Annotated in this window: 16 protein-coding genes and 1 pseudogene; 2 read left to right on the top strand and 15 right to left on the bottom strand. The window is 50.0% G+C overall.

Annotated elements, in window-relative coordinates:
* Nucleotides 1–646: 646 nt before the first annotated feature.
* The 9 genes from QM016_RS01145 to QM016_RS01105 all read right to left on the bottom strand — a co-directional run bounded on the left by QM016_RS01145 (nt 647) and on the right by QM016_RS01105 (nt 8,918).
* A complete protein-coding gene (locus tag QM016_RS01145; RefSeq protein ID WP_016476966.1) occupies nt 647–2,281 on the bottom strand; it encodes a ClC family H(+)/Cl(-) exchange transporter in 1,635 nt (544 codons plus the stop codon).
* Nucleotides 2,282–2,428: 147 nt separating this feature from the next.
* Entirely contained in the window at nt 2,429–3,616 is a 1,188-nt protein-coding gene (locus QM016_RS01140) for a C40 family peptidase (RefSeq protein WP_282709856.1), read from the bottom strand.
* Between the two features lie 78 nt (nt 3,617–3,694).
* Complete coding sequence (locus QM016_RS01135; protein WP_282709855.1) at nt 3,695–4,234, bottom strand: adenine phosphoribosyltransferase; 540 nt, start codon at nt 4,232–4,234, stop codon at nt 3,695–3,697.
* 69 nt (nt 4,235–4,303) lie between these two features.
* On the bottom strand, nt 4,304–5,158 hold the full coding sequence (locus tag QM016_RS01130) for a MerR family transcriptional regulator (protein ID WP_282709854.1): 855 nt from the start codon (nt 5,156–5,158) through the stop codon (nt 4,304–4,306).
* 9 nt (nt 5,159–5,167) lie between these two features.
* Nucleotides 5,168–5,578, bottom strand: coding sequence for an FHA domain-containing protein (locus QM016_RS01125; protein WP_016476970.1), 411 nt, complete (start codon nt 5,576–5,578; stop codon nt 5,168–5,170).
* A 41-nt stretch (nt 5,579–5,619) separates the two neighbouring features.
* Complete coding sequence (locus QM016_RS01120; protein WP_016476971.1) at nt 5,620–6,000, bottom strand: Rid family detoxifying hydrolase; 381 nt, start codon at nt 5,998–6,000, stop codon at nt 5,620–5,622.
* 41 nt (nt 6,001–6,041) lie between these two features.
* The gene (locus QM016_RS01115) at nt 6,042–6,890 is read right to left on the bottom strand and encodes an aminomethyl transferase family protein (protein ID WP_282709852.1); all 849 of its coding nucleotides are present in this window, start codon (nt 6,888–6,890) and stop codon (nt 6,042–6,044) included.
* 1 nt (nt 6,891) lies between these two features.
* Nucleotides 6,892–8,169, bottom strand: coding sequence for a D-alanyl-D-alanine carboxypeptidase family protein (locus QM016_RS01110; RefSeq protein WP_282709851.1), 1,278 nt, complete (start codon nt 8,167–8,169; stop codon nt 6,892–6,894).
* Nucleotides 8,166–8,918 (bottom strand): CDP-alcohol phosphatidyltransferase family protein, encoded by a 753-nt coding sequence (locus tag QM016_RS01105; RefSeq protein ID WP_016476974.1) that lies wholly within the window; start codon nt 8,916–8,918, stop codon nt 8,166–8,168. Before QM016_RS01105 ends, QM016_RS01110 begins: the two co-directional genes overlap by 4 nt.
* 147 nt (nt 8,919–9,065) lie before the next feature.
* Between QM016_RS01105 and QM016_RS01100 the strand changes: the two genes are divergently transcribed.
* Nucleotides 9,066–9,953 carry an HAD family hydrolase gene (locus QM016_RS01100; RefSeq protein ID WP_016476975.1) on the top strand — a complete coding sequence of 296 codons (888 nt, stop codon included), beginning with the start codon at nt 9,066–9,068 and terminating at the stop codon, nt 9,951–9,953.
* A gap of 32 nt (nt 9,954–9,985) precedes the next feature.
* On the opposite strand, the gene QM016_RS01095 is transcribed toward QM016_RS01100, so the two are convergent.
* The gene (locus QM016_RS01095; RefSeq protein ID WP_282709850.1) at nt 9,986–11,341 is read right to left on the bottom strand and encodes an FAD-dependent oxidoreductase; all 1,356 of its coding nucleotides are present in this window, start codon (nt 11,339–11,341) and stop codon (nt 9,986–9,988) included.
* Nucleotides 11,342–11,569: 228 nt separating this feature from the next.
* On the bottom strand, nt 11,570–12,223 hold the full coding sequence (locus QM016_RS01090; protein ID WP_282709849.1) for a DUF4143 domain-containing protein: 654 nt from the start codon (nt 12,221–12,223) through the stop codon (nt 11,570–11,572).
* A 210-nt stretch (nt 12,224–12,433) separates the two neighbouring features.
* Here QM016_RS01090 and QM016_RS01085 point away from each other — a divergent pair.
* Nucleotides 12,434–12,646, top strand: a pseudogene (locus QM016_RS01085) (transposase); the annotation flags it as partial.
* 140 nt (nt 12,647–12,786) lie between these two features.
* Here the strand turns inward: QM016_RS01085 and QM016_RS01080 are convergent.
* From QM016_RS01080 to QM016_RS01065, 4 genes are all read right to left on the bottom strand, one after another.
* Nucleotides 12,787–13,680, bottom strand: a complete 894-nt coding sequence (locus tag QM016_RS01080) for an MBL fold metallo-hydrolase (RefSeq protein WP_016476980.1) — start codon at nt 13,678–13,680, stop codon at nt 12,787–12,789.
* A 26-nt stretch (nt 13,681–13,706) separates the two neighbouring features.
* On the bottom strand, nt 13,707–14,342 hold the full coding sequence (locus QM016_RS01075; protein WP_282709848.1) for an L-2-amino-thiazoline-4-carboxylic acid hydrolase: 636 nt from the start codon (nt 14,340–14,342) through the stop codon (nt 13,707–13,709).
* Between the two features lie 62 nt (nt 14,343–14,404).
* Nucleotides 14,405–14,608 carry a hypothetical protein gene (locus QM016_RS01070; RefSeq protein ID WP_282709847.1) on the bottom strand — a complete coding sequence of 68 codons (204 nt, stop codon included), beginning with the start codon at nt 14,606–14,608 and terminating at the stop codon, nt 14,405–14,407.
* A gap of 22 nt (nt 14,609–14,630) precedes the next feature.
* The gene (locus tag QM016_RS01065) at nt 14,631–16,262 is read right to left on the bottom strand and encodes an ABC transporter ATP-binding protein (protein WP_282709846.1); all 1,632 of its coding nucleotides are present in this window, start codon (nt 16,260–16,262) and stop codon (nt 14,631–14,633) included.
* Between the last annotated feature and the right edge of the window lie 109 nt (nt 16,263–16,371).

Raw genomic sequence — 16,371 nt, 5'->3', positions numbered from 1 at the left:
ACTATATCTACCTGCGGATATATCATATTTCCGCAGGTAGATTGCTTGTTTTATAAGCAGGGGAGTCGAAGGTCTGAGATTAAACACGTTCGCGCCGCGCGATACAAAAGTCTATCGAATTTTTTATGATGCAGATAAGCAAGAAGGTTGAGGCGGCAAAGAAACTGAGTGAGCCTCAACTCAACAACGCCTTGACTAAAAGTCATGAGCCGGACGAAGCTAAGCGCAGTATAGTCTTTAGGATTCTTTGAACACCGGATGGGCAGACGATATTGATTTTGAGTTCGTTCTATGACGCGTATGTAGAAACCAAAGCCACAGAGGCGAACATGGAAAAGAACAGATTTCTAGAGAACAAACTATGTGACTACTAAACGACTATGAGTATTTACTCAAGTAGGTAGATTCTAATCGCTTAAAATGGCTCTCAGAGCCTCGTTTTTGATGCTTCCAAAACGCTTGAGAAGAGTCATGGTAAAGTCATGTATCGAATCCTCTGTATGTTTCTATAAAAGTCTGATAATCAATATTATGTAAAGTAGATGTGAGAAGAACCAAGCACCGGAAACCGAGACACAAGCCATCAGAATGCGCGCTCGCCTTCTCCGCGGTATCCAGAGGTCTTCGTATGCCACTCGCGCGCGTTTTACTTTTTTGCGTATGGTCGGCTGCTTGGATGACGGTCAAGTAAGTCCGATGCGGCGCGTGTCATAAGCGTGAGTTTCAAGTCAGCGTCATCTTCGTACACTTCGTCCAAAATAACCAGAATTGAATCGAAGGCTTGCAGACGTGTGCTACCGGTTGGAATGAATTCACTGCCAGCGCGCTCGATGGTGACAACGCGTACCTTGTCGGGCCATGGAACCTCTTTGATGCACATACCTTCGATACGGCTTCCCGCGCCAAGAGTGTATTCTTTGAGAATCTTCTCTCCATCGGTGCGACCGCCAATGGCAGGATGATCTGACGTGACGCCTAAAAACTGTGCGAGCAAGTGGTCATAGAACGGGTCAATCCGCATTACGTTAGCAACCGTATACGAAATGACAGAAACGGCCGTCATAGCGACAAGCGCTTCAAGAGAGCCGGTGAGCTCAAAGACGAGAACAACGGCCGTTACCGGAGCCCGTACAACGCTGGCAAAGATACCAACGACACCCATGGCCACAAAGTTTGGCACATATGCCATGGGAATACCAAAGATGTGCGAAGCGCAAAGTCCTATAAGGGTACCCACAAGTGTTCCCATAACAACCAGTGGAAAAAGCGTTCCGCCCGGGGTGCCGGCACTGAAGCAGATGGAGGTAAAAGCGTACTTCCCCACCAAAAGCGCGAGAACGCCCAGCTCCGTAAGGGTGGCAGGCTCTTTGATCTTCTCGATAATAGCGTCGCCGCCGCACAACAAGTCAGGCGCGGTAAACGCGACGATTCCCGCGATCATAAAGGGAATGATGAGGCGGGTATACGGTATGTGAGTTTTGATGTTGGCGTAAGCGTTTTGAAGAGTGAACATGCCGCGGTTGTGCAGCGCGCCTAACACGCCGCAGAGGATGCCTACGAAGAGCACGAAGGCATAGTCAATGTGCGGCAGCGGCTGCACGTAGTCAAGCTTCAAAACAGGCTTCATGCCAAGTACGTTGGAAACGAGAAAATCCGCCACGACCGATGAGGTCATTGCGGAGATGATGAGCGGCGCGTGAAACTCCTTTTGAATCTCTTCAACGGCAAAGAGCGTTCCGGTAAGCGGCGCGTGAAAGGCGGCTGACATGCCCGCCGCGGCGCCACAGGTTACCAGAAGGCGTTCTTCTCCCCTTCTGAGATGCAGCAACTTGGAAATCGCCTTGCCTGACATGCCGCCAAGCTGCACTGATGGACCTTCTCGGCCCATGGAAAGCCCGCCGAAGGCAACCAGGACGCCTTCGAGGAATTTTACCGGAAGAACACGATGCCACGGAGCATCGATACGGCCTATGACCTCGGCATTTGTCTGCGGAATGCCGGATCCTGACGTGAGCGGCTCCCAGCGCATAAGTCTGCCTACGCTCAGCGTCAGAACAATAAGGAGGACGAACCAAAGGGCGATAAAAAGCGCGTTGTTTGCAATAGTCTCTGTTATAGCGCGCATTTCTTGCTCTGCGTACGAAAGGGACAGTCGGTAGAGCGTCACGACTCCCCCGCCGAGCAGCCCCACAAGCGCGCCTTCGCCGACAAGAGCAACTTGAAAACGGCGGGAAAAGTGACGTCCAACTACGCTGTTGTCGCCCGCCTTATCAAGCGCCATTGTCTTCTCCCCTCTCCGTCATAAAAAACACGTAAAGCATACCTTGCTATTGTACGCTTTACGTGCTTATGGTTCAAAAATGAAGCCTGTTGGATGAGACTTGCTAGCCTGATGCGGCTCGGTAGTCTGTGGGAACAGGACTCAACCTTAGCCGCTGAAAGGTCCTCCGCCGTAAAACGCCCAGACAGATCCGATACAAACACCCAAGGCTTCGTTGGCGGCATGAATCATCTGACCGTTACCGATGTAGATGCCGATGTGCTCGTAGCCGGCGCGAGTAAAGACGCAATCGCCGTACGAGAGCTGATCCATTGAGTCCTTCCAGTTGCCGGCGGCTTTGATGTTACGGCCGATAGTACCGGCGGTGCCGTTGCGATAACCGAGGAAGCAGTAGTACACAAGGCCACCGCAGTCAAAACCACCCTGTCTTGGGCTTGCGCCTCCCCAGACATACGGCCAGCCGAGGCAGGAATAGGCAGATCCTACGCCGCCGCACGGATAAGGACTTCCGCTGCCGCCGTTATTTGAGCCGCCGCCATCGGAGGAATTGCCACCATTGTTATTGTTTGAATTGTTCGAAGGGGTGTCATTTGACCCGTTGTTATTGTTGGACGCGTTATTGGCGCCGTTGTTATCCGTATTCGTATCAGCTGGCGCTGAGGGACTGTCGTTGGTTGCGTAATTGATAGCCGCGTTGACGTTGCTGTTTTTGTTGCTTTCCGCCGCAGCCTGCTCTGCAAGCTGCTTCTTAACTTCAGCGTCAAGGGAATCGTAATAGGACTTCGCCTCTGCGATTTGAGCTTTTACATCGTCAGCCTGCGTCTTCATAGCCTGAATCTGCTCTTGCAGCTGAGCTTGCTGCGCTTCCAGCTCATTTTTCTGTTGGGTAAGCTGATCGCCAAGCGTTTTGACCTGATCGATTGAATCAGCCTGTTTTTTGCTGGTGCGATCCATATAGTAGATACGGCTGATGAAGTCATCAGGGCTTGAAGCGCCGAGGATAAAGTCAAGAGCCTCCTGAGGCCCCGCCTTATACGAGCTGCGCATAGCAGCGGCGAGAATACCGCGCTGCACCTCCAGTTTCTTCTCGGTTTCAGAAATCTCTTCCTGAACGTCGCCAATCTTGTTATTGGTGGCGTCCAGCGCGTAGGTTTTCTCGTTAAGGTCATCTTCCGCCTGGGTAAGCTTGGTGCCGAGAGAATCCAGCTTGGCAGAGGCCGCCTCCAGCTCAGACTGGGGATCCGCATAAGCGATATGAGAGGTCAGCCCTGCAAATACCGCAGAAGCAGACAGGGCAAACAAAGCACGACGTGTGATGTTGCGGTTAGAGTTCATATATATCCTTTCAACACTCGCAACAGCATTCTATCGCTTCTACCCTAACAGGTCGACCTCTTATACATAAAACTTACACTACTTTTTAACCTTAATAAGCGTATAGACGTCGATATTGGGATAATGCTCTGAGATGATTCCACGAGGATTGAGGTAACAAAGCTCAAGCGCGAACGTAAAACCTTCTACTCGAGCGCCCGCCTGTTCTGCAAGATGAGCCGAGGCAACGCAGGTGCCGCCAGTGGCTACCAAATCGTCAGCAATCAAGACCACATCGTCTTTGGTGAGAGCGTCTTTATGTATCTGCAGGTCATCGGTACCGTATTCGAGGTCATACGATTGAGTGAATACCTCGCGAGGCAGTTTGCCGGGTTTTCGGGCGGGAACAAAACCGGCGCCCAGGGCATATGCTACAGGAGCTCCGATTAAAAAGCCTCGCGCTTCGGCACCGATGACCTTCGTAATCCCGCGTCCCTTGAAATGACCAGCGATGTCGTCAACGAGTGCCTTAAAGCATTCGGGATCTTTGAAGAGAGGCGTGACGTCTTTGAAGATAATACCGGGTTCCGGATAATCCGGAATGCTAATGACATGGCTTTCGTAATCGTAGTCAGACAATGTTATCCCTTTCAAACGGCGCGTATTCAGGGGTTGAATACGCGAACGACAAAACTATTCCGATAAAGACTATGCTGAGCTGCTCTGATTGGCGGAGTCTATTTCTCGATCGGAGGAATCCATTTCCATATCTTTGAACGAATCGCTGACAAGCCGTGTGATGAGCTCATTTCGTATGGCGTTCGTGAGGCCAAGCATGCGAGTAAAGGCTTGCATGAACCTGCGGCGGGTCTCGGAGTTTGCCTCAACTTCAACTCCCCCGCCCTTTTTCGCATAAACTACCAGCGACTTTGCGAACATACTGGATTCTCGGTTAGCGGCCATCACGTATTGGCGCAGGTTTTTAGGCTCAAATCCAAAGTGTCTCAGCTCGTGAGCAAGACGAATAAGCGTCAAATCACGCCCGTCGACGAGATCTCGACCATGGGGAGAACGCTTCAGTGTGATAATGCCCACCTCTGAGAGCTGACGGACAAAACCTACAGAAGCTCCGACAAGATCGGGCATGCGGTCGATGGAGTGAAACTTTTCAACGATGTTTCGCTTGTCAACAGGCACCACAATAGCATCGGCATTGCCGGCCCCTATGATGGGAGCGGTAACTTGTCGCTGGTCTTTTGTCTGAGTGTCCTCATGGTGCGTATCACGAGAAATACTGCCAATCGCGTTTTTGCCCTGATCTTGGCGCTCAAGTTCTTCTCGAATGACGGACAGAGGCATAAAGCGATTCTTTTGCAGATACAGGATGGTTTCAAGGCGCCGAACGTCTCGCTGAGAGTACTGACGATAGCCGCCGGAAGAACGTGAAGGCTCAAGTAGACCTTCATCCTCAAGATACCGTACCTTTGAGATGGTGAGGTCGGGATAGCTTTCTTTAAGCTTATCGACGACCTTGCCGATTGTGAGGAAGCTTGCGTCAGTCATAAAAACTTCTTATACGGCGGGTTTGCTGGTATGGAACACCATGCGGAAGGTGCCAATCTGAATGGTTGAGCCGTCTTGAAGCGTTGCCTTATTGATGATGGCGCCATCGACCCATGTGCCGTTCAAAGAGTTCAAGTCTTCAATCGTGGCATAACCAAGACCGAGGTTTGAAAGATCAATTTGAGCGTGGTGGCGAGAAACAGTCATGTCATTGAGAAAGATACTGTTTTTAGGATCGCGACCAAGCGTGATATGCGCAGAGTCAAGCTCAAACGTTTCGCCGGTCTGAGGTCCCTTGACGATGGTTATCACGGGATTTGCGGGGCGATTCTTGCCCATCAAATCAGGTACCGTCGCGTCAGCGGAGGGCATATGAAAGATTTCTGTTTTACCAGGTTGCTGGTCATGTAGTGAGGCCATGAGGTAACTCCTTCAGATTGCGTACCGTTTCTATAATACCGCTAACGGCAGGCAATACAGTCCATCTCAACTAAAGCGTTAAGGGGAAGCTTCGAAACTTCGACAACATTTCTCGCGGGAGCAGGTGTTGTAAAGCGCTGCGCGTAAATCTTATTGACCGTATCCAAATCATTAAGATCAGCCAGGTAAAGTGTGGTTTGAGCAACGTCTGCAAGCGTGCAGCCCACCTCAGCGAGGATACTTTGAATGAGATCTATGACACGCTCGGTCTGCTCAGCAACCCCTCCTTCTACCAGCTCTTTATTGTTATTTGCAGAGATAGGCAGCTGACCGGAGGCGAAGACAAGCCTTCCAGCAGTGGTTCCCTGCGAATATGGTCCAATGGCGGCAGGAACGCCCTGTGCATTTATGGAGTACTTCATAATCTCTCCCTCAGGTAGAGGTTTAGAGCGAATGCGCACTGTTACTGTAACGCGCGGCCGCCAATAAAATCTCGGGATTTGCGGATAAAACCGTGAACGTCAAGTATATCTTGAGGAACGACAATCTTGTCTGAACCGTCAAGCAGCCTGAACCATGGCAGCGTGTCCAGACAAACTTTTGTAAGCTGCTGGCGCCCATGCACTTCAACGTTGTCAAACGACAGAAAGCTCCTCCAGATGAGCCGCGCCTGAGTCGGGCTTACCAATACGATGAACGCGTCAAGTTTCTCTAACGCCAGATGACCAACGAGCGCGGCGATTCTGGTATCAAGCAGAAGTGAAGCTATCTTGCCCTGCTCGGGAAGCACCTGGTCCGTATGCTTCAAGTAATCCGAAAGAACGGCGTGGGCGCCTGGTCCGGCGAGCATAAGTGGCACAAGAAGTGAATTTGCGTCCTCAAGAGCAACGCTGCCGTAAGGTGTCGCGTCCTGTGTTTTGATGCGCGTTATAAACTCAAGCCATTTTGAGAGAGCCGCTCCGCGCTGGGAAATGTCGATGTAGAAAAACTCATGGTCTCCCGAGCGCGCGACAAGGGCAACTGATACAACGCTTCCGTCTCCGGCAAACGCCGGCTGAAACGAAAGATCTCCCGCCTCAAGATACGGTCCGGCAAACGCCGCATCAATAAAGGCCGGAGCGTCCGCCCCACTGACGAGTTGGTACGCTGACCCTGAAAGATCAAACAGGCAGCATGCGTCACTGTTTTTCTCGGCCGAGAAGGACGTTTCGGCGATATATGAGTCAGGAATCAAAGAGTCGGTCTGCGGATTGATTGTGAACGCCGCTCCGAGAAGCTCATGTTCCGCGTGAAGGTTGGTTTGGTTGGACATGTCAATTTGCCGTGTAGAGGTAGGGCGCGACAGAAGCAAGATCGAAGATGTTATAGGCTGGTACGGTGTGCAATGTCAGCGTTGCTTGGTAAAGAACGCTGCCTGCGTTCCTATCCCCTTGCGCCCATGTTGCCTGACCGACAAGCTGACCGTTGGCTACCGGATAGCCTGATTGCAGGTTTGTAATGGTATACGAGAGGTCTCCCGCGCCTGGCCAGGCAAGGACGGTCAATGACGCTTGCGGGCGAACAGCAGCGCTCATAAGGAAATTGTCCTGGTAAGGATGGATGGCAGTGACGGTAGAGGCGTTAGCGACACTGATGTGCCTGAAATGGGCATATCCCCAGTTAAACATGATTCTCGTGTCGGCAAAGCGTCCCGCGTCGGTGGTGCAGCCGAGAACGCAGCTATAGAGCGTGACGCCATTGCGCCGTGCCGCGCCCAAAAAGGCTGTTCCGCTGTCCTCAGATCCCGTCTTGATGCCAAGCATGCCCGGATAGGTTCTGAGGAGTTTGTCGGTAGAGGGCCACGTAACTTCTTCTCCATTGACCACAGCGGTAACAGAGGTCATATGAACCGTGCTGGCGATGAAGGGGTAATGCTGGCGAGCATACCGAGCCATCAACGCCAAATCCCGCGCCGTGGAGTAATGATCGTCCGCGTCAAGACCGTGGGGATTCGAGAAGTGCGTGTTAGTCATGCCAATTTCAGCGGCCTTCTTGTTCATGAGGTCCGCGAATGCTTCCTGAGAACCCGCGACGTTGATGGCGATGTTGTATGCCACATCATTGGCCGAATGTACCAGCAGCACCTGAATGAGCTCTCTGAGCGTTGGATGCTCGCTAGTAGAATAGTTTGCAAGCACCGAGCCTTCTTCAAGGTCTACCGACACGATGTTGCAGGGTTGGTCAAGATCGATGCCCGAGTCAAGGGCTACCATAGCGGTCATGACCTTCGTGATGGAAGCCATGCCCATTTTGCGGTCAGGGTCTTTGCTCCAGAGAACGTTTCCCTGATCGTCCTCCAGGATAGCGGACTGCGCCTCCGTAATCTCAGGCTCCGCGGCATCATCGTCTGCGGCATAGGCGTACTGCGAAGCGCCGAAGGTGAGCGTTGCCACAGACATTATGACCGTAAGCAGAAAAACCCAGACAAACTTTACGAGTTGTCTATTGGCGCGCCCGCAGGAACACTTGCGATGAAGGTACGACATGCCTCGCAAGTCTTCTGACATGCGCTTCTGTGAGGTAATCGCGAAATCTTGCACGGTGGACCTCATTCGTTTTCCTCGGCCGCACGGATAATGTGTGCGGCCTGAACAGTATAGACAATAGCGGTTGCCGCGGAACAAAGGATGCCCGCGTAGACAAAGATAAGTCCCAGACCGCCCGACTGAGCATTGAGAACCGGCAGCCACGGGACGCTGACAAGGTTGAGGCCGTCTATGATTGGCATACCCAACAGCAAAAATGAAAAGCCCGTCATGAGGCAGGCGGTTGCAATCTTTCCGATGTAGACCACATCAATTGGCCGCCGGCGGAAATGTCGAACAATCAATGCGCCGCAGGTCAGATATGCATCTCGGCCGATAACAAAGAGAGGGATCCACAGAGGCAGCTCCCCTACAGCTAGAAGGCCGAGAACACCGGTAAACAATAGTACGCGATCCATAATCGGATCCATAATCTTACCAACCCAGCTGACAGTTTGCGTGCGCCGCGCTACCTGACCGTCAAGAAAGTCGGTTACAGCAGCGACAGCATAGCAGGTAAGCGCGACCCAGCGGTTACCGCGCGTGCAAAAGATATACAGAAAGACAAAGGTGAGGATGAGACGGCAAAACGTTATACCGTTAGCTGCGGTAAGTACTTGGTTAGAAGGGTTATCAGGCGTTCCGATGGGAGCTGTGACGGTACCGGCCCCCTGAGCGCGAGCGGCAGTTGCATCGGTAATGTCTTTTACCTGTGTGGTGGCCTTGCTTACTTGTGTGGTTACCTGTGACTTTATACGGTTCGTTCTATCTGACACGTTCTGTTGCTCCCTGACTTTCTGCGCTGGAACGGTTTGGCGCGTGGGCGGTGATGCTATCTAGTGTATCGCTTGTGCGGCCGTTTATGCGCTACACTCACTATATACTCACTAGTGGTATTGCAACTGAAACATCCGAGGAGTCTTATGATCAAGCTCGTGCTTTCCGACATGGATGAAACGCTGAAACGGGCAAACGCGCCGCTGGTACCTAATCGCACGCTGCAGGCTATTGTCGCCCTAAAAGAAGCCGGCATTGACTTTGGCCCGGCTACCGGCCGCTCCGCCTATGACGCGCTTCCCTTTTATAACTTTGACACAAGCTACCTGACAACAGCCATCTGCGGCTCCGGTAAGGTGGTTTACGGCAAGGGCGCACTTGTTGCAAAGCGCATCATGTCTGCGGAGACGCTTGAGAGAGTCCTTCGAGTTGTCACACAGCACAAGGATGCCTACTTGGCATATTTTGATGAGGGCCCGGTGGAGCCGCCACTTGATACGACTATTCGGCCCGGATGGATGATTTTTGGAGCCACGCGGACGCAGGTCGACTACATCAATGCGCACTATGATTCCTTTACGGCAGTTCAAGGGCCTGATGACGTACCGTGCGATAAGGAGTTTATTTCAGTCGGTATACTGACGCCCGCAGACCGAACGGCTCGTAAGGCCGTATTTGACAACGTTTTGGCAAAAGTCCCTGACATCGATTTGGTAAGCCCCTATACCGGCTGGTACGACGTCAATCCCAAAGGCTTCAGCAAAGCGGACGGCTTCAAAATCCTTATTGAATATCTGGGTCTAACTCCCGAAGAGGTTGTCTTTTGTGGCGATTCTGGAAATGATTTAGCACTTCTCGAGCTTTCTCCTTACTCATTTTGCGTTGGCAACGGATCTGATGAGGCGAAGGCGCAGGCAACCTACGTCCTGAACGGCACTGTTGATGAAGAGATTGTTGGGCAGCTCATGGAAGCGCTTGTGACAGACCACGGAGACATCAACGGCGCACACGTACAGGCGCTGATTAAGCGCTGACCGATTGTAAGTTTTCCCGCAGAATTCGCGCATCACCGCATGTTCTTGTTTGCCTTTGCAACGGCTGCCAGAGCGGCGGATCCGATATAGTTCACGGGGTTGGTAAAGTTTGGCTGGAAGAGCAGGTCAACACCGGCAAGCCCGTCAATAGTCATATGGTTGGCAATGGCCACAGAAACCACATTTGCCGCCTGCGCAACATCGTCATGTGTCGAGAAGAACTGTGCGCCTTTGATTTCGCGCGTAGACGGCTCCCAGACCAAGGTTGCGGTTACAGGTTCTGTGGTCAGCATAAATTCGGGACGGTAATTCTCGGTGATGGTAACAGAGTCATAGCTGTAGCCGCGTGCCTTGCCGCTTTCAACCGTAAGACCTGTAGCGGCCATTGAATACTCATACAGCTGGACGGCGTTTGTCGCCTGTGTGCCAGCATAGGGCAAAGTTGGCTCGACCATGTTAGGACCTATGTGCAACCCCTGACGCACCGCGTTAGTTGCCAGTGGGATATAGTCGTCTTTTCCAGTAACGTTAAAAAGGATGGAAGAGGAATCTCCTGCCGCAAAGACACCGGGAACGGATGTGCGCAGGTACTTATCGACCTTGATGGCGCCATTTTTTGCCATCTCAAGCTGTCCGGCAAACAGATCAGTGCGAGGCAAGAACCCGATGCCTAAAATGGCGTAATCGGCCGTATAGGAACCTTTGTCGGTCACAACGCTCACCGCGTCGCCGGTATCTTCAAATGAGACGACCTTCTCGCCAAGAGCCAGCGTGACGCCGTGTTTGCGGTAGACGCTTTCGATTTGATCGGTAATGTCGGCGTCAAAGTTCTTTGCCAAAACACGCGGCAACATATCAATGAGAGTAACCTGCTTATGGCGGTCAGAGAGCTGCTCGGCAAGCTCCGCGCCGATGTAGCCAGCTCCAATGATGACTACAGAGGAGGCATCGCCTGCGGCGTCGTGAATATGCTTGCCGTCAGCCCAATTCTTGCACTGAAGAACACGCGAACCGTTGATGCCCGGCAGTGGCGGCACAATGGGCTTGGAGCCGGTGGTTACCACGAGGTAGTCGAAATCGTCTTCGTACTTCTCCTCTGTCGTGAGATCAGTCCAAGTTACATGCTTTGTCTGCGCGTCGGCGGCCGTTACGTCAGCAGTCATGTGAACATGCGCGCCCGCCTGTTCAAGCGCTGCGGGCGAGCTGTAGAACATCTTATTTGGATCGCTGACATGATCTCCAGCCCAAAGAGCGATGCCGCAGGACAGAAACGACACGGTGTCATTGCGCTCAAACACATGAACTTCCCAATCGGGATGCGCGGCCAAGATTGATGTGGTGGCAAAGACACCCGCGTGAGTACATCCGATAACTGCGACTTTAGCCATGAGACTCTCCCCTTTTGACGCGTGTATATGAACTTTCAGCAAACAAAACTGTTCCTTAGAACAGAACGTTCACTAAATGCTACTAGATTAGTAGCCATTGTGCCACAATCGCCGTAATCTTGGGGCGAGAAATATGGAAACACCTTAGCGCTTTCTGTGTTTTATGGTCGCTTGGTTGATATCGTCAAGACTCTTGAATGGTCTTTAGGATGGAAGTCCTATCATCTCCTATTTTACAGATGCAATTCCCACTGCCCATAGCGGCAGATTCAGTAGCCAATCTTCCTTTTTATAATCCGCCATAGATGTACAAATAGACAATCTTGGTTTGAACTTCTCGTGATAGACCTTCAGACTTTTTGCCTGGAGATTTGTTTCCGCCTTGACCTCTATAGGGATTACGTCAATGCCGTTGTCAATAAGGAAATCAACCTCAGCCGCCGCGCGTTCTGCAGTCCAATAGTAGGTGCGGACCCCTTTGAGCGTTTTGAGCTGCTGGAGAACGTATTGCTCAGTTAGTGCGCCCTTGAACTCCTTAAATAGTTCATTGCCGTCCAACAACACATCTTGCCGCAGTCCCGCCATGCAGGCTAATAGTCCTATATCTACTAGAAACAGTTTGAAAGCTCTCTGATCCTCATACGCCCTGAGTGGTAAGCTGGACGTGGTCACCCAATGTACCTTGTGAATCAGTCCACAGTCAGTGAGCCAGAGCATGGCCAGCTCGTATTCCTTGGCTCGGGAACCTTCCTTGATAAGACCATATATAAATTTCTTGTTTTCCTTGGCAAGCTGAGCGGGAATACTGTTCCAAAGCATTCTGATACGCGGTACAGTCTCGTTGGGCGCATGCTTTGAAAAGTCTTGCTCGTAAGAAGCCAAAATACGCTGTTGTATTTTCCGCGCCTCGTTAAAGTCTCGATGATCAACTAGTGCTATTGTAGTATCTCTATATAGTCAAAATATCAAACGACTTTTTGACACAGAATACCTAAAATTCAAATGACATTTGTCGTCTGGACATTTTCATCCATCACAAACAAATATAAATTTCCAACCCGACGCTCTTTCCAGCCGAGGACAGTATGAAAAACCCTTACATTCATGGATTTCCCTAGCCAGCATTGGACCAGGATCCGCATGAATAACACACCGGAACGGCTAAATCGGAAGACCAAGCGACAAACCAGACCGATTGGAGCCTTTCCAGATGGAAATAGCGCCTTGATGCTTGTCTGCGCCAGACTTCGGCATGTAGCCAGTTCTGACTGGGGCATCGAGCGTTACATGAACATAAGAACCTTGACACCATCTTATCCTCAGCCCCTGATGGCTCAGGACTTCTCTCCACCGGCTTCTTGCGGCAACCTTCACTTCATTGCCTGTATGGCAGAGCTCATGAACCGTTAAAGAATCAATCACGCCAATCCTATAGACAAGAACCCTCATCCTTTTCTTTCTCCGGTACGTACCTGGTATGCCGCCGGCAGCCGCCCGGATCTTGCCTTCTCTTCCGTGTCGTCTGATTCGTCATATCCATCCCATGGAGCTGTGGGGTCGACCGGTATCTGCCGTTTCTTAAAGGCATTGCAGGTCTGGTCGATATGGCGGAAGGCAAATTCGAAATCATCTGTCCAGCCAGTGTGCCCGGTGCAGATAACGGGCCGGATGCCGCGATCCACAAGGAGCTTCCGCAGTTGTGTGAGCGACCGGTTTTGTTCTTTGATATCATCCGCAAGTCCGTTGATAAAGCCGTAACCGCCGTCCGCGCCCAGCCACAGGGCATCACCGGTGAAGAGATAACGGTTGTCAATCAGATAAACCATATGCCCTTTTGTGTGGCCCGGACAGAGAATGGATTCAATCTGAATTTTACCAATCTTGAAAATTTCCCTGTCCTTCAAGAGGACCTTCTGGTTACCCGTTTTTACCCGAGGCAGGGTATACAGATGGAAAAATACTTTCCGCTTCATTTCCCCGGTCAGATACCGGTTTTCGATCTCGCCAATGTAGAGGTTCGCATCCTGAAACAAACCGGGGCTGTCCTGTTCTACCGCTCCCACATGATCGGTGTCCTGATGGGTAATCAGAATCTCATGGATCATGGAAGGATTCAGGTTCAGCCATTGCATCTTCTCTTCTAACCGGTCATAGTTATATCCCGCATCGATCATCAATATCTGGTCGTCTTTCTTGTAGAAGAATACATTGGCAATCCACTCTCTGACCGCAGCGGTGTGTTCATCGATCCATCCGGTATTCAAAGGCTTGAAAATCCCTTTTCCCCGGTAGGTCTTTGACATTACTTTTCGTTGAAATTCGGTTGCTTTTTTTGACATCTGTTCTTTCCTCCTGTACGAACAAATTACTGTGGATCTTTTACCTTATCTCCATAAATCCAGTAATCACAGATGTCTCCCCCGGAAGCAATGGTATGCTCCCGCTTCAATACGGAATGCATCATACCGATCGTCACATAATCGATATTACAGAGAGCAGGCATAATCTCCTGATATCCGTACCGGCCGCAGAAGTCAGCAATCGGACAGAAGGTAAAGTGATAGTAAAATCCGTCTTTGTGAAGCGAGTCGTCAAAAACAAATTTCCATGTATTGTATTCCTCCGGATGCTTCTCCGCATAGGCAGCGCTCTTCTTAATATTATTTTTTAAAAAGCGCACTCCCTTCTCTGCGTTCATATTGACCATACCCATGATAGCCTTCAGAAATCCGGAATCCAGCATTGCATTCACAGCATCGCCCATCACATCCGGAGATATTTCCCGGTCTGACGCGAGCCATACAGCAATGATGACAAATGCCGTAGTTATGTTATGAGCCATAGGATTTTTATCACTGATGCCTTCGACTTTGGTCAGAAGGTCCTTGTAAATTGGCTTTGACCTTCGGATAACTTCTTTAACATCTCCCTGCCAGCGCTTTTGAAGTTCCGGTTTCAGGCCATGTGTCATGATTGCCCAGATAAATGGTTGATACTTCATCTTTCCTCCCTGTAAGCTGTGCCGCATTTGCGGCATCCAATACTTCCTCACTCACTGTGTAATTATGGCTTTTTTCTTCCCACAGCATGCAGGCGAAGGTGCGCCCTTGCCTCAAGGCACTCCACACGGAATCCTGCTGCCGTCATCAGATCCCGGACCTCGTCCAGTGAATAGCAGTGAACATCGCCCTTCCCGCAGAAACGATTCGCAAGTGGGAGTTTGCTGTGGTTTACAACCACAGCAAGAACCTGTAAATATGTATTCATTATAGATTGAAGATCTTTATCGTCAGTTAGTAGCTTCATACAACGCGTCGCAAGCTGCCAATAAATCTTGATCGTGAGAAACGACAATGATGAGATGATTCTTTCGGATGTCTTTAAGATACTGAATGAGGTTGGCTTTACTTACCGCGTCAAGAGCTGAAGTCGGCTCATCAAGCAGCATGACGCGCGGGTTTTTGAGCAACATGCGAATAATCGCTATCTTTTGTTTCTCTCCGCCCGATAAAGACGTATGGTGGGTATCGACAACCTCATCAAGATCGTTATTCGCAATAAAGTCATCAAGTCCAAGTAAGTCAGCTAATTCTATAACCCGTCTTCTGTCGGGCTTGTTTTTAGCGAGAAGTGTGAGATTGTTCCAGAGGGTATCTTGAAGAATAGCAGGTTCCTGTTCAACGAATCCAATGAGGTCTCTTCTTAAAGCATATTGGTCGAGCTCAGAGAGATGAAGCTGATCGTAGCAAATATCACCGCCGTAATAGCGGAAATACTCTCCAGCGATAAGTTTGAGGAGAGTACTTTTTCCAGAGCCGTTGTGTCCGGAAATACCATAGAGAGTTCCGACTTCAAACTCTCCACAAGCATCTTGAATCACGCTTACTTGAGAACCTGGATACGAAAAGGAAAGCTGTTTGAATGAGATCTTGTCCGTTTGGTCAAGAGATTTAGAGCCATGTTTCTCTTCAGGTTCATTCCAGAGTTGTTTTAACCTTGTGTAGTTGACCAACGCTTTTTGATAGTCATATCCAAATCCTGTGAAGTATTCTATTGCTGTCACCATAGTCGTAAAAAACCCAAGCGCAGTTGCGACATAGCCAACCTGAAGCGTTCCGGCAAGAACTTCTGTAGCAGCAACAAAGAGGAGCAAAGCTTCAGCTATCCCTCGTGAAATGCCCGTAAAAAGATTTATTTGAGCGCCAACCTTGTTAGTTTGATACATGGCGTTGCGAAGGGTCTGAAAGACTTCTCTCATCATTTTTACAGAACGAAAGAACAGAATGTGGAGACGAATAAATTCAACATTAGTAAGTTGTTCTTGCACACAAGAAGAATATCGAGAGAGTTCATCTTGAAACGTAAGACTTGAATCATAGGATTTCTTCTTAAAGAACTGATAGATACTGCCGGCAAAGAACGTCAGTAAAATACTTGCTATGGACAAAAGAGGGTTAAGTATCGCGAGAATAACTACCATAGCGATGAAGGTAGCGCCGTTTTCAAGGACTTTCGTAGCCGACATAAGGAAAAAAAGTGATATGCCATTCGTATCTTCATTCAAACGCTTGCGCCAATACGCCGGATCATATCCTACAAAAAATGAAGGAGTAAGGCGCTGGATGTGACTGACCGCCTGAAGTTCCAACTCAAATGAAGAATCCGCCTGCAAGTAGGTATAAAGTATAGAAGAGAGGTAATTAAAGACCGCCGCTAAAATACAACAGAAGGCCAATAACAGACACATATCTGTTATAAGAGGCATTGACGGATTATTTTCAAGCAGCATGTTGATAATATTTCCTGCTACTAAAGGAGACGCGACAGATAAGATTGCTTGAGCGGAACTTGAGAATAAATACCCTACAAGCATCTTTTTATTTGGAATACTTCGCCAGCAGAATGAAAAAAGGTCAAACATCTGACAGTCCTATCTTGATATCTCACGTTGTAGTAATACTAAATCAATTTCTCTCTTACTATTGTATTTAGTTGTGAAAACAGAAAGTTGCAACATTTTGGAAAGTTTT

This window comes from Lancefieldella sp. Marseille-Q7238, assembly GCF_949152215.1.
Lineage (GTDB): Bacteria > Actinomycetota > Coriobacteriia > Coriobacteriales > Atopobiaceae > Lancefieldella.
This window is presented reverse-complemented; position numbering and strand designations above follow the sequence as displayed.